The sequence below is a fragment of the Reyranella soli genome (assembly GCF_007992495.1).
Taxonomy (GTDB): Bacteria; Pseudomonadota; Alphaproteobacteria; order Reyranellales; family Reyranellaceae; genus Reyranella; species Reyranella soli.
Window position 1 is genome coordinate 43,564 of record NZ_BKAJ01000054.1, and the last position, 21,158, is coordinate 64,721.

Annotated in this window: 24 protein-coding genes; 11 read left to right on the top strand and 13 right to left on the bottom strand. The window is 65.9% G+C overall.

Annotation, left to right across the window (positions count from 1 at the left end):
• Positions 1-44: 44 nt before the first annotated feature.
• Positions 45-965, bottom strand: coding sequence for a polysaccharide deacetylase family protein (locus RSO01_RS16225; RefSeq protein WP_147150161.1), 921 nt, complete (start codon positions 963-965; stop codon positions 45-47).
• 104 nt (positions 966-1,069) lie between these two features.
• Between RSO01_RS16225 and RSO01_RS16230 the strand changes: the two genes are divergently transcribed.
• Complete coding sequence (locus RSO01_RS16230) at positions 1,070-1,735, top strand: cupin domain-containing protein (protein WP_170303109.1); 666 nt, start codon at positions 1,070-1,072, stop codon at positions 1,733-1,735.
• A 13-nt stretch (positions 1,736-1,748) separates the two neighbouring features.
• Here RSO01_RS16230 and RSO01_RS49475 read toward each other — a convergent pair whose 3' ends face one another.
• Positions 1,749-3,560: an amino acid ABC transporter permease/ATP-binding protein gene (locus RSO01_RS49475; protein WP_281291465.1), complete on the bottom strand. Its 1,812-nt coding sequence runs from the start codon at positions 3,558-3,560 to the stop codon at positions 1,749-1,751.
• A gap of 49 nt (positions 3,561-3,609) precedes the next feature.
• Complete coding sequence (locus RSO01_RS16240) at positions 3,610-4,485, bottom strand: ABC transporter substrate-binding protein (protein WP_147150164.1); 876 nt, start codon at positions 4,483-4,485, stop codon at positions 3,610-3,612.
• Positions 4,486-4,798: 313 nt separating this feature from the next.
• On the opposite strand from RSO01_RS16240, the gene RSO01_RS16245 reads away from it, so the two are divergent.
• Together RSO01_RS16245 and metG are read left to right on the top strand one after the other, a co-directional pair.
• Positions 4,799-5,488: a cyclase family protein gene (locus tag RSO01_RS16245; protein ID WP_170303110.1), complete on the top strand. Its 690-nt coding sequence runs from the start codon at positions 4,799-4,801 to the stop codon at positions 5,486-5,488.
• Positions 5,489-5,665: 177 nt separating this feature from the next.
• On the top strand, positions 5,666-7,366 hold the full coding sequence (gene metG / locus RSO01_RS16250; protein ID WP_147150166.1) for a methionine--tRNA ligase: 1,701 nt from the start codon (positions 5,666-5,668) through the stop codon (positions 7,364-7,366).
• Here metG and RSO01_RS16255 read toward each other — a convergent pair.
• The 3 genes from RSO01_RS16255 to RSO01_RS16265 form a co-directional block, all read right to left on the bottom strand.
• Positions 7,354-8,676, bottom strand: coding sequence for a hemolysin family protein (locus RSO01_RS16255; RefSeq protein WP_147150167.1), 1,323 nt, complete (start codon positions 8,674-8,676; stop codon positions 7,354-7,356). The two genes, metG and RSO01_RS16255, sit on opposite strands and share 13 nt — an antisense overlap.
• Before the next feature lie 120 nt (positions 8,677-8,796).
• On the bottom strand, positions 8,797-9,639 hold the full coding sequence (locus RSO01_RS16260; protein WP_147150168.1) for a TauD/TfdA dioxygenase family protein: 843 nt from the start codon (positions 9,637-9,639) through the stop codon (positions 8,797-8,799).
• Between the two features lie 3 nt (positions 9,640-9,642).
• Positions 9,643-10,452 carry an enoyl-CoA hydratase/isomerase family protein gene (locus RSO01_RS16265; RefSeq protein WP_147150169.1) on the bottom strand — a complete coding sequence of 270 codons (810 nt, stop codon included), beginning with the start codon at positions 10,450-10,452 and terminating at the stop codon, positions 9,643-9,645.
• Between RSO01_RS16265 and mepA the strand changes: the two genes are divergently transcribed.
• A complete protein-coding gene (gene mepA / locus RSO01_RS16270; RefSeq protein WP_147150170.1) occupies positions 10,451-11,320 on the top strand; it encodes a penicillin-insensitive murein endopeptidase in 870 nt (289 codons plus the stop codon). The two genes, RSO01_RS16265 and mepA, sit on opposite strands and share 2 nt — an antisense overlap.
• A gap of 69 nt (positions 11,321-11,389) precedes the next feature.
• Here the strand turns inward: mepA and RSO01_RS16275 are convergent, their stop codons facing one another.
• From RSO01_RS16275 to RSO01_RS16295, 5 genes are all read right to left on the bottom strand, one after another.
• Positions 11,390-11,764 (bottom strand): hypothetical protein, encoded by a 375-nt coding sequence (locus RSO01_RS16275; protein ID WP_147150171.1) that lies wholly within the window; start codon positions 11,762-11,764, stop codon positions 11,390-11,392.
• A 16-nt stretch (positions 11,765-11,780) separates the two neighbouring features.
• Positions 11,781-12,515: an endonuclease/exonuclease/phosphatase family protein gene (locus RSO01_RS16280; protein WP_147150172.1), complete on the bottom strand. Its 735-nt coding sequence runs from the start codon at positions 12,513-12,515 to the stop codon at positions 11,781-11,783.
• 157 nt (positions 12,516-12,672) lie between these two features.
• Positions 12,673-13,470, bottom strand: a complete 798-nt coding sequence (locus RSO01_RS16285; protein ID WP_147150173.1) for an ABC transporter permease — start codon at positions 13,468-13,470, stop codon at positions 12,673-12,675.
• On the bottom strand, positions 13,467-14,249 hold the full coding sequence (locus RSO01_RS16290) for an ABC transporter ATP-binding protein (RefSeq protein ID WP_147150174.1): 783 nt from the start codon (positions 14,247-14,249) through the stop codon (positions 13,467-13,469). The genes RSO01_RS16285 and RSO01_RS16290 overlap by 4 nt, the downstream gene beginning before the upstream one ends.
• Before the next feature lie 96 nt (positions 14,250-14,345).
• Positions 14,346-15,542, bottom strand: coding sequence for a pyridoxal phosphate-dependent aminotransferase (locus RSO01_RS16295; protein ID WP_147150175.1), 1,197 nt, complete (start codon positions 15,540-15,542; stop codon positions 14,346-14,348).
• A 124-nt stretch (positions 15,543-15,666) separates the two neighbouring features.
• Here RSO01_RS16295 and bamE point away from each other — a divergent pair, with 124 nt between their 5' ends.
• The 4 genes from bamE to RSO01_RS16315 are packed head-to-tail and all read left to right on the top strand — an operon-like array spanning position 15,667 to position 18,112.
• Positions 15,667-15,981, top strand: a complete 315-nt coding sequence (gene bamE, locus RSO01_RS16300) for an outer membrane protein assembly factor BamE domain-containing protein (RefSeq protein ID WP_147150176.1) — start codon at positions 15,667-15,669, stop codon at positions 15,979-15,981.
• A 42-nt stretch (positions 15,982-16,023) separates the two neighbouring features.
• On the top strand, positions 16,024-16,974 hold the full coding sequence (locus RSO01_RS16305; protein WP_147150177.1) for a hypothetical protein: 951 nt from the start codon (positions 16,024-16,026) through the stop codon (positions 16,972-16,974).
• Positions 16,971-17,591, top strand: a complete 621-nt coding sequence (locus RSO01_RS16310; RefSeq protein ID WP_147150178.1) for a chromate transporter — start codon at positions 16,971-16,973, stop codon at positions 17,589-17,591. The genes RSO01_RS16305 and RSO01_RS16310 overlap by 4 nt, the downstream gene beginning before the upstream one ends.
• Positions 17,588-18,112 (top strand): chromate transporter, encoded by a 525-nt coding sequence (locus RSO01_RS16315; RefSeq protein ID WP_147150179.1) that lies wholly within the window; start codon positions 17,588-17,590, stop codon positions 18,110-18,112. Before RSO01_RS16310 ends, RSO01_RS16315 begins: the two co-directional genes overlap by 4 nt.
• Positions 18,113-18,150: 38 nt before the next feature.
• On the opposite strand, the gene RSO01_RS16320 is transcribed toward RSO01_RS16315, so the two are convergent.
• On the bottom strand, positions 18,151-18,708 hold the full coding sequence (locus tag RSO01_RS16320) for an MORN repeat-containing protein (protein ID WP_147150180.1): 558 nt from the start codon (positions 18,706-18,708) through the stop codon (positions 18,151-18,153).
• A gap of 161 nt (positions 18,709-18,869) precedes the next feature.
• On the opposite strand from RSO01_RS16320, the gene RSO01_RS16325 reads away from it, so the two are divergent.
• The 3 genes from RSO01_RS16325 to RSO01_RS16335 all read left to right on the top strand — a co-directional run bounded on the left by RSO01_RS16325 (position 18,870) and on the right by RSO01_RS16335 (position 20,608).
• Entirely contained in the window at positions 18,870-19,442 is a 573-nt protein-coding gene (locus RSO01_RS16325; protein WP_147150181.1) for an NnrU family protein, read from the top strand.
• 130 nt (positions 19,443-19,572) lie between these two features.
• Entirely contained in the window at positions 19,573-19,887 is a 315-nt protein-coding gene (locus tag RSO01_RS16330; RefSeq protein ID WP_147150182.1) for a hypothetical protein, read from the top strand.
• A gap of 85 nt (positions 19,888-19,972) precedes the next feature.
• Positions 19,973-20,608 carry an isochorismatase family protein gene (locus RSO01_RS16335; RefSeq protein ID WP_147150183.1) on the top strand — a complete coding sequence of 212 codons (636 nt, stop codon included), beginning with the start codon at positions 19,973-19,975 and terminating at the stop codon, positions 20,606-20,608.
• A 9-nt stretch (positions 20,609-20,617) separates the two neighbouring features.
• On the opposite strand, the gene RSO01_RS16340 is transcribed toward RSO01_RS16335, so the two are convergent.
• Positions 20,618-21,094: a YbaK/EbsC family protein gene (locus RSO01_RS16340; protein ID WP_147150184.1), complete on the bottom strand. Its 477-nt coding sequence runs from the start codon at positions 21,092-21,094 to the stop codon at positions 20,618-20,620.
• Positions 21,095-21,158 lie beyond the last annotated feature (64 nt).

Sequence of the window (21,158 nt, forward strand, 5' to 3'; positions counted from 1 at the left end):
CAACTAGTTGCATTTTATGCAACACGTAGCAGAATCTGCGCCAGCTATGACCCGGCGGCGCCCGGCGGCGGAAAGTGCTGGCGCCAGTGGCGGGCGACGTCGATGCCGCGGCAGAACCAGACCCTCTCGAAACCCTTCACATAGTCGAGGAAGCGGATGAGTCCGACGGCGCGCGCCGGTCGGCCGACCAGTCGGTCGTGGATAGCGATCGACATCAGCTTGGGCTGGTCGGCGCCCTCCTCGTAGAGCAAGTCGAAGCCGTCCTTCAGGTAGGCGAAGAAATCGTCGGCCTTGCTGAATCCGTGGTTCTCGTTGAAGCGATTGTCGTTCATCTCGAACGAATAGGGCACGATGAGATAGGGCTGCCCAGCGACTGCCACCCAGTAGGGCAGTTCGTCGCCGAGCGAGTCGCGGTCGTAGAGGAAACCGCCATGCTCGGCCAGCAGCCGGCGCGTGTTGGGGCCCGGGCGCCCGGTCATCCAGCCGAGCGGGCGACTGCCGGTCAGCTGCGTCAGCGCCGCCACCGCCTTGGCGATGTGCTCGCGCTCGATCGCCTCAGGAACATGGTGATAGTCGATCCAACGATAGCCATGGCTGACGATCTCATGGCCGGCCTCGACCATGGCCCGCGCCACCTCCGGATTGCGTTCCAGGGCGCGCACCACGGCAAGGATGCTGACCGGAACGCCAAAGCGCGCAAAGATGCGGAGCAGCCGCCAGACGCCACAGCGGCTGCCATATTCGAACACCGATTCGACCATCGGGCTGCGCACGCCCTCGTAGGAGGGAAAGCCGATATCGGTCAGCATGCCCTCGGAAGCGGAATCGCCCTCCAGCAGGCTGTGCTCGCCGCCAGCCTCGTAGTTGAGGTTGATGTTGATCGCCACCCGGGCGCCGCCGGGCCAGCGCGGATCGGGCGGCGTAGCACCGTAACCGACAAAGTCACGCTCTGCGTCATCGGGCATCAGTTGCATATCGCTCAACCTCGGTGTGGGGAAGGAGTCGATTGAGTTTGGTCTCAAGAGTGGGTATGGACGCGGCAAAAGTGGCCACAGGAGACTTGTTCAGAATGGCGTCGAGCCGATCCGCCCGTGCCGTGCAACCGCGGGCCGTGCAACCGCGGGCCTCGACGCACCGTGCGCGCCCCGGCACGACGGCCCGGCCGGCGGACGATGACCTTCCCGCCATCGGCCGCCGCTTGCGCTACTTTCGCCGCGCCAAGAACCTCACCCTGCACGATCTCGCCAGGGGAGCGGCATGCTCGGCCAGCCTGCTCTCGCGCATCGAGAACGATCGCGCGACTCCCTCGCTCACCACGCTGCACCGGCTGTGCCGAGCGCTCGACATCAGTGTCGCCGCCCTGCTGACCGAGGCCGACGAGCAACCCTGCGTGGTCTACAAGCCCGGCGAACGGCCGAGCCAGGCCGGCAGCGGCATCGTCGAGGGCGACGGCAGCATCGCCGAGAACCTGGTGCCCTTCGCCAGCGCGAGGCTGCTCGAGGGCTTCGTCATCACCCTCGCCGCCAACCGCAAGATGTGCGGCCCCTTCGAGCATGACGGCGAGGAAGTCGGCTACGTCATCGAGGGCGAGCTGAAGCTGGTCGTCGGCGGCAAGACCTACATCATCGCCGAGGGTGGCAGCTTCTTCTTCCGCTCCGACCTGCCCCATTCCTACGGCGCCAGCGGCCGGCGCCGCTGCCGCGTGATCTGGATCAACACGCCGCCAACATTCTAGGACGCAGCCGGCCTCAGGCATCGGCAACCGTCTCCTCGCGCTCGACCATGCGCAGGAAGCGCTGGGTGCGTTCCTCCTTCGGATTATCGAGCACCTCGGCCGGCGTGCCCTGCTCGACGATGGTCCCCTCGTCCATGAAAACGACGCGGTCGGCGACCTCACGGGCGAAACGGATCTCGTGGGTGACCACGATCATCGTCATGCCCGCCTCGGCCAGCCGGCGGATCACCGCGAGAACCTCGCCGACCAGCTCGGGGTCCAGCGCCGAGGTCGGTTCGTCGAACAGCATCAGGCGTGGCGAGATGGCGAGCGCACGGGCAATGGCGACGCGCTGCTGCTGGCCGCCGGAGAGCCGGTGCGGCAGATGATCGGCATGACGGCCGAGGCCGACGCTGGCCAGCAGGCTGAGCGCAAGGTCGTGCGCCTTCTTGGGATCCTGGCGATAGACCTGGATCGGCGCTTCGCTGATGTTCTGGACCGCGGTGAGATGGTTGAACAGGTTGAAGTGCTGGAACACCATGCCGATACGCGCATCGGCGCGCGCCTTGGCGAGATCTCGGATCGGCCGCATCGTGGCACCGGACTTCTCGTATCCGACGTACCGGCCGTCGACCTTGATGTCTCCCCAATCGACATGCTCGAGATGGTTGATGAGGCGAAGCAGCGTGCTCTTGCCCGATCCGCTCGGGCCGATGATCGTCACCACCTCGCCGCGCTTGACCGTGAGGTCGAGGTTGCGCAGCACCTCGCGGCCGCCATAGGACTTGCATACGTTGTAACAGACGACGAACGGTCGATCCTCGGCGCCGTCTTGCGAGGCATTCGCCGCCAGCAGGTGCTCGCGCCAGAGCAGCCCGTGCGCCGATCGTTCGGCCGCCGTCTCCGGCCGCGGCGCTGTGCGGACTGGCGAAGCGTTGGCGGCGGCGGGCTGAGTGGCCTTGGCAGCGACCCGTCCCGGCAGCCAGGACGCCCCCCATCCCAGGAACCGCTTCCAGCTCGACGAACTGCCGGCCGACGGCTCGAGCTCGTGGTTGAAGCGACGCTCGAGCGCGCTCTGGGCCAGCGAGATGGCGCTGGTCAGCATCAGGTAGATGATGCCGGCCGCGGCGAAGACGGTGAAGAACTTGAAGTTCTGGCCGACGATCTGCTGGCTGCGGAAGGTCAGCTCGTTGACGAATATCACCGAGGCGATCGAGGTGCCCTTGATCATGCCGATCGTGTCGTTGGCCATGCCGGGCAGGATGGCGCGCATGGCTTGCGGCAGGATGATGCGGCGCAGCGCCAGCAGCGGCCCCATGCCGAGCGAGGCCGCCGCGACCGTCTGGTTGCGGTTGACCGACAGGATGCCGCCGCGAATGATTTCGGCGCTGAACGCCGCCTCGTTCAGGGCAAAGCCGAGGACCGCGGTCGTGAAGGTATCGAGCTTGATGCCGATCCCGGGCAGGGCATCGTAGAGAAAGACCAGCTGCAGGAGCTGGGGCGTGCCGCGCACGAACCAGATGTAGACCCAGGCAAAGGCCCGGATCGGCGCGTGCGCCGACAGGCGCATCAGCGCCAGGCCGAGGCCGAGGAAGACGCCGCCGATCATCGCCAGTGCGGAAATCTGCACGGCCAGCAGGGCGCCCTCCCAGAGGAAGGGAAGGACGACGTAGCCCAGAAGCTCGCCCAGCCAGCCGACCTGACTCTCGCCGGCGGACCCACCACCGGCGAGCTGGGACAGTGTCGCGCCGCCGGTACCCTGCCCGCCGCTGCGGTTGTCGCAGCCCAGGATCAACAGCACGACAAGACAGAGCGGCACGGCGAAACGTGCGAGCCAGCCTTTCACGACGTGCCGCCCTCCTGAACCCCCACGAATACTCTCGCCCGGACCCTCTTCAGCGCTGGATCGCGATCGGCTGCATGAGCGCGGGATCGAGCTTGTATTGCTCGTAGATCTTCTTCTGGGTGCCATCGGCCTGCAGCACGGTGAGCGCGTCGGCCAGTGCCTTGAGGAGGTCCTCGTTGCCCTTCTTCATGGCGACCCCGATCTTGAAATCGCTGATCACCTTGAAACCGCGCTCGAAGACCGTCGGGTTGTTCGCCGAGAGCTGGTCGACCATGGCCAGGTCGCTCAGCAGGATGTCGGCCCGGTCGTTCTGGATGAGGCGGGTTCCGGCCGGAATGTCGGGATAGGTCATGATGTTGATCGCGGCCTTGCCGGCCGCCTTGCACTTCTCGCTCTGGTCGCGAAACGCCGCCTCCTCGACCGTGCCCAGCCCGGCGGTCGCGGTGAGACCGCAGGTGCTCTCCATGCCGGTGATCTTCTTGGGATTGCCTTTCTTCACCAGGGAGCCGGTGCCGGCGAGCATGTAGATCACGTAGTCGACCTGCTTGGCGCGCTCGGCCGTATAGTAGAGGTTGTCCCACATGACGTCGGCCTGGCCCGCGATCACCGCCGGCAGCAGGCCGGACCAGCCGCCCAGCTTGAACTCGAAGGGGACGCCGATGCACTTGAACGCGGCGCGCGCCATGTCGGCGTCGGCGCCAATGATGGTGTTGAAATCCTTGGGGTCGCGGAAGCTGTAGGGCGGGCTCTCCCCGTCCTGGCCGACGATCACCTTCTTGCCGACGAGGCTGGGGTACTTGGCGGCGAGCTTGTCCGGCTCGCATTTAGGTGGGTCGGCGGCGTGCACTGTCGGAACCGTTCCCAGCATCAGGGCCGAGCTGCTCAGGGCCACTGCAACGGCAAAAAGCATCCTCCATCGAGCCATCGCCTTCTCCTCTGATTTCTGTGTTGTTTTCCATCCCTTGAACTGACGGCTCGCTGGTCGCGTTGCCGAGATATCCCGCCCGTTCCATCAAGCAAGTTGCACGCCAAGCAGGCCCAGCCGGTGCCACTCAGTGCGTTGCCTGGCACGCCGGTTGCACCGCAATCCGTAGATTGCACCACAGTGCACAAGTTGCACGACAGTCACATAGCCGTCGGTTCGGAAGCCCGCGAGATCAGCGCGTTGTGCGTATTATTTGCGCAGTCTGCACAACATGACGTGTGAGTCCGCGGCAGCACTAGGGAGGCGTCAGGCGATGAAGACGTACTACAAGGAGATCATCGATCTCGGCCACGAGTACTACAACAACATGCCGAATCTCGGCGCCAATTGCTGCGCCTTCTGGCCCCTCGAGACCTTCGAGCACACTCGCAAGATCACCGGCGGCAAGCTCGCCACCGAAGGCAAGATGATCCTGATGCCCGAGCATTGCGGCACCCATATCGATGCGCCGCGCCACTTCGACGAGCACGGCAAGACCGTCGACGAGGTGCCGCTCGACCAGATGATCCTGCCCGGCCATCTCCTCGACCTCACCCATCGCCAAAAGGGTGAGGCGATCACCATCGCCGACCTTGAGGCCGCCGAGGAAAAATCCGGTCAGAAGATCGGCAGCGGCACCGCGACCATCTGCTGGACCGGTGTCGACAAGGACTGGCAGACGCCGGGCTTCATCATGGAGCGGCCGTTCGTGCCGACCGACACCGCGCAGTGGCTGGTCGATCGCAACATCACGATCTTCGCCACCGACCTCATCGGCATGGACGACCCGCACCAGTGGTGGTGGCCGACCCACGAGATCTGGCTGAAGAAGGGCATCTGTATGGTCCAGCAGCTCTGCAACCTCGACAAGCTGTTGGGCAAGGAGTTCCTGTTCGTGTGCTTGCCGCTCAAGATGCGCGGCGGCACGGCCTCGCCCGTGCGACCGGTGGCGCTCGTCATGTAGTCCCGAGCGCGTTGACGCCCGCTCGGTACGACACCATATTGGAGGCGTGATCAGGCACCGCAGCGCCTCCTTCTTGCGAATGCGCCGGCCCCTTCGACAGGACGGGGCGGAACGCTGACGCGCGGGCATTAGACGTCCGATCGGTCTCTCCGGCCCTTCCTCGCGAAGGGCTTTTTCATGTCCAGACGCGACACGACGGAGAGTCCTATGAGCAAATTCCTGATCACCAGCGCGCTGCCTTACGTCAACGGCGTAAAGCATCTCGGCAATCTCGCCGGCTCCCTGCTGCCGGCCGACATTCATGCGCGCTTTCGCCGGCAGACCGGCCACGACGTCCTGTTCCTGTGCGGCACCGACGAGCACGGCACGCCGATCGAATTGGCGGCCCACGCCGCCGGCGTGCCGGTGGCCGACTATTGCGCGCGCCAGCACGCGGTACAGGCCGACATCTATCGCCGGTTCGGCCTGTCGTTCGACCATTTCTCGCGCACGTCCAACGCTGCCAACCGGCAGCTGACCCAGAACATCTTCCGGGAACTGGACAAGGCGGGCTTCATCGAGGAACGCACGATCCTACAGGCCTACTCGCCCACCGACAGGCGTTTCCTGCCCGATCGCTACGTCGTTGGCACCTGCCCGCACTGCGGCCACCCTAACGCGCGCGGCGACCAATGCGAGAACTGCACCACGCTGCTCGACCCCGAAGATCTTCGCTCGCCGCGCTCGGCGATATCGGGTGCGACCGACGTCGAATTCCGCGCGAGCCGCCACCTCTTCCTGAAGCTCTCGGCGTTCGAAGGCCGCTTGCGCAACTGGCTGGCGACGCGCCGCGACTGGCCGCCGCTCGTCCGCTCGATTGCGCTGAAATGGCTCGACGAGGGCCTGCGCGACCGTTGCATCACGCGCGACCTGGAATGGGGCGTGCCGGTACCCAAGGCAGGCTTCGAGGACAAGGTCTTCTATGTCTGGTTCGACGCCCCCATCGGCTATATCGCAGCCGCCATCGAGTGGAGCGAGGCGGCGCCGGGACGGGACTGGCGCAACTGGTGGCAAAGCGGCGAGGACGTCACCTACGTGCAGTTCCTCGCCAAGGACAACATCCCCTTCCACGCGGTGAGCTTCCCCGCGACACTGCTGGGATCGGGCCTGCCGTTCAAGCTCGTGGACACGATCAAGGGGTTCAACTGGCTAACCTTCGAAGGCGGCAAGTTCTCGACCAGCGCCGGCCGCGGCATTTTCACCGACACCGCCCTCGATCTCCTGCCGGCGGATGCCTGGCGATGGTGGCTGGCGGCCAATGCGCCGGAGACGGCTGATACCGATTTCACTCTCGCCCGCTTCGTCGATGGCGTGAACAAGGACCTGGCCGACGTTTTGGGCAATCTCGTCAACCGTTGCCTGACGTTCACGGCCACGCGCTTCGACGGCATCGTGCCGGAAGTGGGCCAACCGGGTCCGCTCGAGCAGCAGCTTGCCGGCGCGCTCGATGAGCACCTGACAGAACTGCGGCGCCATCACGAAGGCCTGGCGCAGCGCAAGGCCGCCGAAGAAGTCCGCGCCATCTGGCGGCTCGGCAATGTCTATCTCGCCGAAGCCGCCCCCTGGTCCGCCATCAAGGACGACACGGCGCGGGCGGCAACCATCGTCAACACGGGCATCAACCTCGTCCGGGTCGCAGCGCTGACCGCCTGGCCTTTCATTCCGTCGAGTGCGGAGAAGATCCTGTCCAGCTTGGGTGAACCCATCGGGCCGGTACCGTGGCCGCTGGACAGCAAGCACGCCCTGTCGGCAATTCCCGGTGGCCGACGCATCGCTGTGCCGCCCCTGCTGTTCCCCAAGATCGCCGTCGACGATCTCAGGACCGCTCAGCCCATCTGAGCATCCGGCGTTTCGCGTTTCACGATCAGCTTGTCGATCCGCCGGCCGTCCATGTCGACGACCTCGAAGCGCCAGCCGTCGTAGCTGAACCAGTCACCGGTCGCGGGCAGTCGCCCGAGCTCGGCCAGCACGAAGCCCGCGATGGTGTGGAAGCCCGTATGATGGTCTCGCAGGCTAAGACCCAGGCGGCCGAGGACGCCGTTCACCGGCGCCATGCCGTCGATCAGCAGCGAGCCGTCGTCGCGCTCGACGATGTCGGGCGTGTCACCCTCGTCGTCGGGCAGATCTCCCGCCAGGGCTTCCAGCAGGTCGGCTTGCGTGGCGATGCCCTCAAGGCCGCCATACTCGTCGACGACGACAGCCAGCCGCACCGGAGCCTGCTTGAAGAGTTCCAGGACCTTGAAGATCGGTACACCCTCGTGAATCAGCAGCGGCTTGCCCACCGCCGCGGCTGGGTCGAGCTCGCGGCCGGCGAGCACCTGGGCCAGAAGATCCTTCTTTGCGACCACGCCCACGATCTCATCGATGCTGCCGCGTCCGACCAGCAGCTCGCCGTGACTGCTTTCGAGCACCACGCGGCGCACCGCCTCGCGATCGTCATTGATGTCGATCCAGTCGATCTCGGTGCGCGGCGTCATGATCTCGCCGATTGCCCGATTGCCGATGTCGAGCGTCCGCAGGACGATCTCCTCCTGCGCCGCCTGCAGCAACCCCGCGTCCTGGCTCTGGGCGACGATCAGCTTCAGCTCGCTGGCCGAATGCAGCGAGCCCTCAGCAGTGCCCGGCCGCAGGCCGAAGGAACGCACGACGAGGTTGCCGAGGCCGTTCAGTACGGTGATGGCGGGATTGAACAGCCAGCGGAACAGCGCGAGAGGTCTGACGACCCAGAGAGCAGTCCCCTCGCTGCGCTGCAGGGCGAGGCTTTTGGGTGCGAGCTCGCCCAGCACGATGTGCAGCGCCGTGATGATGATGAAGGAGATCGCAACGGCAATGGTATAGGCGCTGACGCCGGCGAAGGAGCCGGCGACGCGGCCGAGCGGCCCTTCGATCAGATGGGCGATCGCGGGCTCGCCGACCCAGCCCAGCGCCAGCGACGAGATGGTGATGCCGAGTTGGGTGGCGGCGAGATTGGCGTCAAGACTGCCGAGCGCCTGCTCCAGCGCCTTGGCGTTCAACCGCTTGGCGGCCACCAGCTCCGTCACCCGGCTGCGGCGCACGGCGACCAGCGAGAACTCGGCGGCGACGAAGAAGCCGTTGGCGAGGACGAGGACGAGAACGGCCAGCAGGCCGCCGAGGTCGGACATGGTCATTTCTCCAGAGTCGTGCGGTCGTCCCGAGCGTAGCCGAGGGACCTTCTCTCCTCCCAAAGCCCTGCTTGTCGAGAGAAGGTCTCTCCACTCGGGCCGTTGGCCCTCGGTCGAGACGACAGACTACCGCGGCTTGTCGCCCGCCAGGGTGATGCGATGCATGACGCGGCGATGGCCGTGATAGTCGTTGATGGCGTTGTGCATCGCGCAGCGGTTGTCCCAGAAGGCGAGCGAGCCGGCCTCCCAGCGGAAGCGGCAGGTGAATTCGGGCCGGACCTGATGCTCCCACAGGAACTCCAGCAGCGCCAGGCTCTCCCGCTCAGTCCAGCCCTTGATGTGCGACGTGTGTGCGCTCGAGGTGTAGAGCGCCTTGCGCCCGGTCTCGGGATGGGTGCGCACGATGGGATGCTCAGCCGCCAGCGGCTTGGTCTCCTTGCCGGCTGCCTTCAGGCGGTCCTCGCGTGTCTTGCTGACCTCGGCCTTGGTCGAGCTGCTGACCCCGATCAGCCCGTCGAGCGTTGCCTTCAGGCCGTCCGACAGCGCCTCGTAGGCCATGTACTGGTTGGCGAACACGGTGTCGCCGCCATAGGGCGGAACCTCACGCGCCAGCAGCATGCTGCCCATCGGCGGAATCTCGAGGTAGGTGGTGTCGGAGTGCCAGAGCCCACCGAAGTTGTGGCGCTCGTTCTCGAGCTTGACCACGACAGTGATGAACGGCGCTTCGGGCAGGCCGTCGAGCTGCGGGTACTTGATCAGCTCGCCGAACTTGCGGGCGAAGGCCACGTTCTGCTGCGGCGTCACCTTCTGGTCGCGCAGGAAGATCACGAGATGATCGAGGAAGGCCTGGCGCACCTCGGCGACCACATCGTCCTCGAGATCGCGCGACATGTCGACGCCGTGCAATTCGGCGCCCAGCGCGCCGGCGATCGGCCTGACCTCGATATGGCGGTAGTTGCGCATCGTCATTCCCTACCCTTGCTCCTTCGCCCACGGCGGCAATGTCTTCGCCATGAAATGCCGGATGCCCTCCGCGGCCTGCGGCCGGCGCAGCAGGCCGACCAGGCTCTCGGCGGCATCGTCGAGCACGGCGCGATCATCCCTCGTGGCGCTGCTCAGCACCAGACGCTTGACGGCGGCGACGGCCTCCGGTTCCAGCCGCAGCACGTTGTCGAGCACGGCCTTCAGGGTGCGGTTGATCTCAGCGGTGTTGGCACAGAAGTGCCGGCCGATGCCCAGACGATGCGCCTCCCTGGCGTCGATCACCCGGCCGGTGACCGCAAGGTCGCGCGCCGGCCCCTCGCCGACGCGCCGTACCACGAAGGGAAGGATCTGCGAGGGGATGAATCCCACCTTGGGTTCGGGCATGCCGAAGGCCGCGCTCTCATGCAGGATCACGACGTCCGAGCAGCACGCCATGCCGAAGCCACCGCCGACGGCGGAGCCTTCGACGATCGAGATGGTGACCTGCGGCAGCTCGTTCAGGGCCAGCAAGGCATCGCCGAACTGGCGATAGGCTGCGACCAACGGATCAGCGGCGCCGTTTGCAGGCTTCGGCGGCATGGCGGCCATGGCGTCCAGATCGCCGCCGGCGCTGAAATGGCCGCCGGCGCCACGGATCACCAGCGCGCGGCAGCGATTGTCCTGGCGCAATTCGGCGAAGGCGTCCTCGAGCTCGAGCATCATGGCATGCGTGAGCGCATTGCGCCGCTCCGGCCGGTTCAGCATCAGCCGTGCGACGGCTCCGTCGCGTTCCAGCTTGATGTTGGCGTAGTCGGCCATGGGCAAAGTCTTAGCGGGCGAGTATCGTGCCAACAAGATGACGCGTTTCGTGGTTTCGCTGATCGCGGCGATGCTCTCGACCTTCGCCGCGTCGGCGCAGGACTGGGGCCAGGTGACGACGCCGGCGCCGGGGCCGACGCAATCCGTCGGCTTCTATACGGCCGGCTGCCTACAGGGCGCGCAGGCCCTGCCGCTCGACGGCCCGGGCTACGAGGCGATCCGGATCAGCCGCAATCGCTACTGGGGCCAGCCGGTCACGCTCGACTTCATCAAGCGCTTCAGCGAGCAGGTGCGCGCCGCGGGCCAGGCGCCGCTCTACATCGGCGACATCGGCCAGCCGCGCGGCGGGCCCGCGCCGAGCGGCCATGCCAGCCATCAGACCGGGCTCGATGTCGACATCTGGTTCGAGCGCCAGCCCGGCGCGCGCCGGGCCCCGGCCGAGCGCGAGAACCCGCGCCTGCGCTCGCTGGTGCGCGCCGCCGACGACGGCATCGACGACACCGTCTTCACCGACCAGCACGTGGCGCTGCTGCGGCTGGCCGCCACCTCGCCCGGCGTCGACCGCATCTTCGCCAACAAATGGATCAAGCAGCGGCTCTGCCAGACCGTCACCGGCAATCGCGGCTGGCTGAACAAGATCGTCGTCTGGGCAGGCCACGACGAGCACTTCCACGTCCGCATGTACTGCCCACCCGGCAATCCGCAGTGCCAGGCTCAGGCCGGCTACTACGCCGACGAGGGCTGCGGAGAGCAGCTCGATATCTGGTTCACCAAGCCGCCCGTGCGCCTGCCCCCGCCGGGCACGGTGCTACCGCCGTACCGGCCGAAGCTGCCGGCCGCGTGCCAGGCGGTCCTGCACGCGCCTTAAGGGAGCGCGTGCCTCCGGCCCGCTCATGCTCTTCCGGATTATGAGTGGGCCGGAGGCCCGTGCTCCCGATCACATCCCCGCGCAGGCGTTGGCGCGCTTGCGGGCTTCGCCGTCGAGCCAGTCGAGCCCGCTGCCCGTGGTGTTACCGAAACGCTTCCAGCTCACCATGCTGTTGTTGCCGACCATCTGCAGCACGACATACTCCGACCGCGCCTGCGGCGTGTTGGCGGGAATGAACACGATCCGGGCCATCCCCGCTTCCGGAAAGGCCGGCGCATAGACCTGGAAGGCAGGAGGCGGCGGCGCGGCCAGGCAGGCCACCATGACGTCGAACGACACGTTGTAGTTGGCCGACCAGACGTCGGGTTGCGGCTGGTTCTGCTGAGTTTGACAAGCGGCGGCAGCCAATGCCATTGCGGCAGACACGAAGACCTTCTTCACCATCACTTACCTCCGAAACTCAGACATCCACATCGACAACCACCGGGACATGGTCGCTCAGCCCCGCGCCGCACCAGGCCTCGAAGGCGCCGACGCTGAGATGGCTCACTTTGCCGATCCAGGCGGTCGGCAGGAAGACATAATCGATATGATAGGTCGGCCCGTCCTTGGTGCGATCGCGCCAGTACAGCGTGGGCTCGCTCTCCTGCCCATGCGCCTCGCCGCGGATCGCATGATAGGCGCTGACCAGACCGAAGCTCTCCTCGAGGATGCGGACTTTGGTCGAATGGTTGATGCGCCACCCGGGCTTGTCCCAGATCGTGTTGCTGTTGAGGTCGCCCGCGATCACGGCCGGCCGCTCGCCTAAAAAGCTCTTGTAGCGCGACAGCCCACGTCGCAGCGGCCCGAGCTGGTGCTTGCGGATGCCGCCGGCACTGGCGTTCTGCGCCCACACGGCGAGCATATTGCATTGGGTCGGACCGTCGACATGGACCGGCGCGATGTAGCGCAGCGAGGGGTGATAGGACTCAGCCAGCCGCACGACGTAGCCATTGAAGGCGAACACCGCCAGGCCCTTGTGCGGATTGCGGCCGATCCATACCGGCTCGCCCTGCAGCCACGACGACTTCGACCGCAATCGCAGGCGCTCCGGCTCGGCGCACTCGGAGATCACCGCGATGTCGGGCGCCAGGTCGAGCATGCTGTCGACCTTGCGCTCGAGCGCCATATTGCAGTTCCAGGCGACGATCCTCATCGCCGCCGAGTGTAGCCTCCGACATGGCCTTCGGCGGACGCATTAGAGAAGATAGGCCATGAGGTGCGGTATCATTCAGCTCGCTCGAAACAGAACGTTTTGAGCAAGCTTGGGGGGCCATCTGGATAGCTACTCGGCGGCTCGCGGCCTCTGAAGGCTACTCCCCCTGCCCGAGCAACGACCCGGCGCGGCGTGACAGGCGGAAGAACCACTGGAAGACCTGGAAGCCCACGACTAGGTAGACCACCGACAGGCCGAAGGCGATGCCGAGCATGTCCCAATGCACGGTCTTCTCGGCCAGGATGGCGCGCATGCCCTCGAAGACGTAGGCCGGCGGCAGGCCGTACGAGATCACCTGCATCCAGTGCGGCAGCACGGTGATCGGGTAGTAGACGCCGCTGACCGGCAGCAGGATGAACACAGCGGCCCAGGCGAAGCTCTCGGCGCTCTGGCCGACGCGCATGATCATGCCGGACATGGCAAGCCCGATCGACCAGGAGAACATCTGCAGGATGGCGAAGAAGGCGATCAACGGCAGGCCGAGTGAATAGATCGAGAAGCCGAAGAACGCCCAGGCCAACAGCGACACGGGGACCAGCCCGAGCAGCGTGCGCAGCAATGCGGCGATGATGATGCCGGTCGCCATCTCCCACGAGCGGATCGGGCTCACGAACAGATGGCCGAGGTTGCGTGACCACATCTCCTCGAGGAAGGCGATCGAGAGCGAGAGGTTGCCGCGCACCACGACCTCCCACAGCAGCAGGCCCGACAGCAGCACGCCCGCCGCCTGCGCCACGAACGACGCCTGCGGCAGCAGGTACTGGGTCATGAAGCCCCACATCACCATCTGCACGGCCGGCCAGTAGATCGAATCGACCAGCCGCATCACCGAGCTGCGCCAGATGTAGATGTGGCGCATCACCAGCGCCCAGATGCGTTGCGCCGAGCCGCTCATGACGCCGTCTCCTTGCGGTTCAGGGCATCGAGCCCGCGGCCGCGGCCGCGCGCCATGTCGAGGAACACCTCCTCCATGTCCTCGCGGCCGAAGCGTTCTATAAGCTCGCGCGGGCTGCCGCGGTCGAAGACGCGGCCGGCCTGCAACAGGACGACATCGTCGCACAGCCGCTCGACCTCGCCCATGTTGTGCGAGGCCAGCAGGATCGTGGCATGCGTCTCGTGCTGGTAGTCCTTGAGGTACGTGCGAACCCAGTCGGCCGTGTCGGGATCGAGCGAGGCCGTGGGCTCGTCGAGCAGCAGCACGTCCGGCTTGTTGATGAGCGCCTTGGCGAGCGCCACGCGCGTCTTCTGGCCGGCCGACAGCTTGCCCGCCTGGCGGTCGAGGAAGGGCGCCACCTGCATGTGCTCGGCGATCTCGTCGATGCGCTTGCCGACGTTCCTCACGCCGTAGAGCCGACCATAGAACAAGAGGTTCTGGCGCACCGTCAGGCGATGCGGCAGGTCGACATAGGGCGACGAGAAGTTCATGCGCGGCAGGGCGGCGTAGCGCCGCTTCTTCATGTCGATGCCCAGCACATGGATGTCGCCCGCCGTCGGCTCGAGCAGCCCCAGCAGCATGGCGATGGTCGTGGTCTTGCCCGCGCCGTTGCCGCCCAGCAGCCCCAGCACCGCACCGCGCGGCACGGCGAAGGTCAGATCGTCGACCGCGACGATCTCGCCGTACACCTTGCGCAGATGCTTCACTTCGATGGACGGAGTTGCCAACACGACTGTCATCCCGAGCGTAGCGAGGGACCTTTAAAGCCGCAGGAAAGGTCCCTCGGCCTGCGGCCTCGGGATGACAGCGTGCCCGTCATCCCTGTGGTGCGTAACTTATAGCGCCTTTATCGCCGCTTCGATGCGGTCGAGTCCTTTGCTCAGCCGCTCTGCACCGGACGCAAAGCACAGCCGCACATTGCCCTGCCCACCCGGGCCGAACGCCTCGCCCGGCGCCAGGCCGACCTTGTAGTCCTTCGCCAGCTTCTTGCAGAAAGCCATGGTGTCGGTGACGCCATCGACCGAGAAGAAGCTGTAGAAGGCCGCTTCCGGCCGCGCGATGGTGACGCGCGCCTGGGCCGACAGGCGCTGGAACACCAACTCACTGCCGGCGCGGCAGCGCTCGACCATCTCGGCGACGAAGCCGTCACCCTTCTCGAGCGCGGCAATCCCGCCCCTCTGCAGGAAATGCGGCACGCCCGAGGTGTTGATCTGCACCAGCTTGGCGAACTGCTCGTCCAGCGCCGCCGGATGGGTCAGCCAGCCCAGCCGCCAGCCGGTCATCGCCCACGGCTTGGAGAAGGAGTTCAGCACGAGCAACGGATCGTCCGGCCCCGCCAGTTCGAGGAACGAAGGCGCGACCGGGCGGGTATAGATCAGCCGGGCATAGACCTCATCGGCCATGATCCAGACACCGCGCTTGCGGGCAAAGTCGAGCAGCGCCTTCTGCTCGTCAGAGGTCATCGTCCAGCCCGTGGGATTGCCGGGCGAGTTGACGAAGATCGCCCGCGTGCGGTCGTCGACGGCGTCGAACACTTTCTGAAGATCGAGCTTCCAGCTGCCGTCGGGCTTGCGGTCGAGCGCCACATATTTGGGCTCGCCGTGCACCAGCCTGACAGCCGACGTGATGTTCGGCCAGATCGGCGAGACAATCACGATGTTGTCACCAGGATCGAGCAGAAGTTGGCAGCTCAGCAGGATCGCCTGCATGCCGCCGGTCGTTACCGAGATGCGGTCGGCCGGGCATTTGATGCCGTAGAGCCGCTCGGTGTAGCCCGACAGCGCCGCGCGCAGCTCGGGAATGCCGCGCTGCCACGTGTAGAAGGTCTCGCCGGCCTGCAGGCCCTTGGCCGCGGCGTCGCGCACGAAGTCCGGCGTTACCAGGTCACCCTCGCCGAACCACAGCGGCACGACGTCGGGATCGCCGAACACCGTCATCGCCACTTCGGTAATGGGGGTATCGGAAAGGCCGGCGATGGGGCCGCTCAACGAGGCGCCGAGGCCGGAGATCTGCAAACGGGAACTGTCGGACATGTCATCGGACCTACCGCATCGCCGCCTCTTTCGCCAGCCGGCGGCCTGCCCGACAATTGTTGGCGGCGAGACCAAGCCTGACTTATCGCTGTCGAATAGGCAGAATATGATCCGGAGTTGACCGATGAAGCGCCCCGCACTTGTCCTGTCGCCAGCCCTTGTCCTGTTGATGTTCACGACGCTGCTGGCCGGCTGCGCGACCGTACCGGCCAGGAACATCGATCTCGTCCAGGCCGGCATGGACCGCGACCAGGTCCGCTCGATCATGGGCCAGCCCGATACCGTTACCCATTCGCCAGGCCACGAGTGCGCCTACTACTCGCTGCTCAAGGATTTCTGGAGCCGCGTGCCATGGTCGGTCTCGGACCGCTATTACGTCTGCTATGACGAGGGCAAGGTCGCATCGTTCGGCAAGGTCGATGCGGCACCGTCCGGATGACAGCGCACGGCACGCACGATACCTTGCGTCCAGGGAGAGCGAATGGAAGGCGACAAGCATGGACTGATGCTGCCGGTGTGGTTTGCCGAGCGCTATGACGGCAGCTATCTCGACGGCAGACGTTTCGACGAGCTGCAATTCCTGCAGTGCAAGCTGATCCTGAAGCCTGATCGCTTCACCTCGGCCCACGTATTCAAGGAGTTCGCCCGCCTCGTCCACCGCGCCGCCGACGCCGCGGGGGTCGCCTACCATCACACGCCGAAGCTCGATAAGCGACCCGAGGTGCGCGAGGTGCTGTTCCTCGATACCGGCGACTTCCACCTCTACAACAACGCCTTCATCCTGCGTCGGCGCATCAGCTACGAGGACGGCTTTCCGGTCGGCGATCCCGAGATCGTCTTCAAGTACCGCAGCCCCGACATGATGATTGCCCAGTCGACCGACGTGCGGCCGCGCATTTCGGGCGACTACAAGATCAAGTTCAAGATCGAGCTGTTGCCGCTCAAGGAGCGTATCGGCGGCGTGCGCCGACTGCTGGCCCACAATGTCGAGTTCGGCCTGAGCCAGGCCCCTGAGGCCGACCGGCTGGCGATGTCGTCGCTCGACAACATGAGCCTGCCCGAGCTGCAGCATCTCTTCCCGCCGCTCGAGCTCATCTCGTGCGACGGCCCGTCCGACGTGGCGCTGGTCAACCAATGCATCGTCGAGGAGCTGATGCAGGACATCTGCGAGCTCGATTTCGGTCATCGCGCCCGCGCCATGGCCAACGTCGCCCTGTGGCGCTCGCGCGGCGACCATCGTGCCTTCGTCGGCGAGTTCGCCTATCAGCTGCGTTTCAACGGCCCCACCGACATCAACCCCAAGGCCCTGCAGGCCTGCGAGCGCTTCTTCGTCGAGCTGCAGCAAGTCGCGGCCGACTGGCTGTCCCTCACCGCCACCAAGACCGGCGCGGTCTATCGATTGAAGGGCAACCCACCACAGGCGCACGAATGAACGAAGCCTCGTCACCGACCGAACCGCCTGCCGTCGCCCCGCCGTCGCTGGGCCGGATCTTCTGGGTCTTCCTGGTCATGGGCGCCACCAGCCTGGGCGGCGGCGTCGTCGGCTACCTGCGCACCGGCCTGGTGGTGCGCAACAACTGGCTGGATGACGTCACCTTCGTCGAGCTGCTGTCGATCAGCCAGACCCTGCCCGGCCTGAACGCCACCAACATGTCGATCCTGGTCGGCGACCGGCTGCGCGGCGCCCGGGGCGCCGTGCTGGCCACCGTGGGCATGTGCCTGCCCGGTGCGATCCTGATGACCGCGGCCGCTTATGCCTATGGCATAGGCGGCGACGATCCCTGGTTGAAGGCCTTCCTGCATGGCATCGCCGCCGGCGCCCTGGGGTTGATCGTGGTGGTGATGGTGCAGCTGGGCTCGCGGGTGCTGAAGGAAATCGCCGACTACGTCATCGTCCTGGCGACGGCCGCCGCCGTCGCCTTCTTCCACGTCTCGGTGCCCTATGCCCTGATCGCAGCCGGCATCGTCGCCATCTGGTGGCACCGTCCACGCGCCGGCAAGGTCCACAAGCCGCACAATGCGCCGATCGGCGAGAGGCACCACGAATGAAGCAGCTCGGCGACATCGCGGGCGTGTTCGCCTATCTCTCGCTGCTCACCGTCGGCGGCGGCATGGCGGCATTCCCGGAGCTCAAGACGCTCACGGTCGACACCTATCACTGGGTGACCTTCCCGGAGATGCTGCATTTCTACAGCTTGGGCCAGCTGGCGCCCGGGCCCAACATGATGATGGTGGTCTCGATTGGCGCCGTGGTCGCGGGCCTGCCGGGCGCCGCCGTCGCGCTGATCGCGTTCTTCCTGCCAACGGGCATCCTCACTTGGGCGATCGGCCGGGTCTGGACCCGCCTTGCGACCTGGCGCTGGCGGCCGGCAATCCAGACCGGGCTGGGCTCGGTCTCGGTCGGCCTGGTCCTGGCGGGCGCCATCATCATGGGCCGCGGCGCCGTCACCGGCATCCTCTGGGGAGCGATCGCGGTTGTCGTGTTCCTGCTGTTGTTGAAGACCAAGATCAACCCCGCCTATCCGATCGTCGCCTCGGGCCTGGTCGGCATGCTGGCGCACTGGCTTTAAATCTTGCCGGACTGCGGGCCTCCAGGCCCGCGCTCCCATTACCGATCCGCCACCTTCGGTGTCGGCTTGGCGGCCGGGCCGCACGATGCGCGCGGCACGCCGATCGCCGCCGTCTTGCCGGTCGTGGCCAGGCAGCCCTTGTTCCATTCGCCGCTCAGCACCGTGTCGTCGATGCGCAAGGTGCCCCGGCCCTGCGGCACGTCGTTGGCGTAGCTGCCTTCGAAGCTCACCGAGTCGTTCCACCTGTAGCTGCCCGGACCCTCGCGCTTGCCGTTGCGGTACGTGCCAACGAAGTGGTCGATCGGCCGGCCATGCTCCGTCCACTGCGCCTCGCCGCGACCCTCCGCCAGGCCGGCCCGGCAGGCGCCCTTCCACACCACGTTGTCTTCGGGTTCGGGATGCCAGTCCCACATGCGGCAACCCTTGTCGGTGTCGAACAGCCAGTCACCGTTGTCGCAAGGACCGTTCCAGCTGATCTCGAGCGAATCGGGTTCGCCGGGCGGGCAATCCGGCTTGGCAGGCGTCAGCGCGATCTGTTGCGCGAAGGCGGGACCGGCCACGAAGAGCAGCGAACAGAGAATGGAAACCAGTCGCATAGGGCCCCCAAACGACCACTTCCGGTCGCTTGAAACAAACGCGGCGGCCAACGTGGTAGTTGCTGATCACACGCCGAAATAGCGCCGTCGCCACGTCTCAATAGCGGCATTCATGCGGCGCGTGAATCGGTCCACAGGTGCAACCGTGGTAGGCTTTTGGTATGAGCCTCCTAATCCTTGGTGTAGTCCTGTTCCTTGGAATTCACATCCTCACGACCTTGCGGGAGCCGCGTGCGGCCCTAATCGGTCGTCTTGGAGAAGGACCCTACAAGGGGCTGTATTCCCTCATTGCGGCGGTCGGTCTCGTCCTGATCGTCTGGGGTTTCAGCCGCTATCGCAGCGGCGGCTACATCCAGGTGTGGAATCCGCCCTTCGCCATTTTCCATCCCATCGCACTGGTGCTGCTGTGGTTTGCCGTGGTGGCGCTCGCCGCGACCTACGCACCGCCCAGTCGCATCAAGTCGATCCTGCGTCACCCCATGCTGGTCGCGGTCAAGGCGTGGGCGCTGTCGCATCTGCTGGTGAACGGCGACCTCGGTTCGCTGCTGCTGTTCGGCAGCCTGCTCGTGTGGGCGATCTACGATCGCATCGCCGTCAAGCGACGCGGCGATCAGGGCGCCCCCGTCATAGGGTCGTTCGGTCGCAATGATGTGATCGTCGTGGCGATCGGCACAATCGCTTACGTCGCCATCCTCTGGCTGCACGATTCGATCATCGGCGTCGCTGCTGTCTGACTCAGTCTGACTCTCCCCGACCGCAAATCTGAAAAGCAGCATGCGTGCTGCTTTATTACATCACGATGTCGCCGCATTCTTGGTCAGGATCGCGGCCGTTCATCAGCCTGAGTAAAGGAGTAACCATCAAATGAATCGTCCCCTCCTCGCTTCCATCCTGGTTCTCGCCGCTGCCGCCACGCAGGCCCAGGCGGCATCGCCGATCGGCGGCGCGACCATGCCGCGTACGCCCGTGCAGAGCGACGCACTCGGCCCCAAGAGCGACCCGACCCCGACCGTCGCCGAGGCCGTGGCGCGCACGCAGATCGAGAAGAGCGGCTACACCAGTGTGCGCGGCCTGCAGCGCACCGGCGACGGCACCTGGCGTGCCGTGGCGCGCGACCCGCGCAACGCTCCCGTGGCTGTCGCTCTCGATAACCAGGGCAACGTCACGCAGGCTCGCTAAGACCTAGCGATCTCGCTGCAACCGGCCCACTCCGTTTCGACGGGGTGGGCTTTTTGCTGCCTGTCAGGCGGTCTATCCTTTGGTCATGACAGATGACTATCAGCGCCGCAGTTACGGCGAAATCTCCGTTGGCACCGGCGAGAAGCCGGGCATCGTCGTGGTCGACTTCCAGCTCGGCTTCACCGATCCGCAGTATCCCCTGGGCGGCGCGCCGCTGGTCATGCGCGCGGTCGAGAACACTGCGAGACTGCTCAAGGTCGCGCGGCGTGTCGGTGTTCCCGTGGCGGTGTGCAACACCGCCTACATGAACGAGCGCGAGATGCCCTACTGGAAGATCACGGCGGTGAAGCAGACCTTCCTGCACGACCATCCCAGCACCGCGCTCGACCCGCGCATCTACGAGCCCGGCTACGATCTCAAGGTGACCAAGAAAGGCCCGTCGATCTTCTTCGAGACCGGCGTCGCCAACTATTTCATGAAGGAACGCGTCGACACGATGATCGTGACCGGCTGCAACACCTCGGGCTGCATCCGCGGCAGTGCGCTGGATTCCTTCAGCCACCGCTTCCGCACGCTGGTGCCCGAGGATTGCGTCGGCGACATCGAGGAAGGCCCTCACCGCGACAACCTGCGCGACATTGGCCGGCGTTATGTCGACGTCACCGACCTCGCGTTCTGCGTCGACTACCTGGAGCGTTGGGGCAAGCGGAACAGCGCCTGAGGATTTGCCTCAGGGTGAGGTCGTCCCGTTGCCGCAGACATCGACCCACTCGGCCTCGACCAGCTCGGCCATGCGCAGCGGATTGATGCGCAAGGCCGAGTGCGTCGAGCCTGCCGCCGGCACGACCTCGTCGAACGCCTTCAGCGACACATCGCAATAGACCGGCAGCGGCGTCGCCAGGCCGAACGGGCAGACGCCGCCCACCGGATGGCCGGTGATCGCCACCACCTCCTCCGCCGTCAGCATGCGCGGCTTGCCACCGAACACGACCTTGGCCTTCTTGTTGTCGAGCCGCGCCTCGCCGCTGGTGACGACCAGCAGGTTGCGCTCGCGCACGCGCAGCGACAGGGTCTTTGCGATCTGCGCCGGCTGCACACCATGGCCCGCCGCGGCGAGCGCCACCGTGGCTGTGCTGCCGTCCAATTCAACGATGGCGATGTCGGGGGCATGGCTGGCGAGAAAAGCGCGGACGGATTCGAGGCTCATGCCCTCTTGATAGCAACGCCGCGCCGGGACTGCACGTTCAACGCGCGAACGCCCCCTTCGCTGG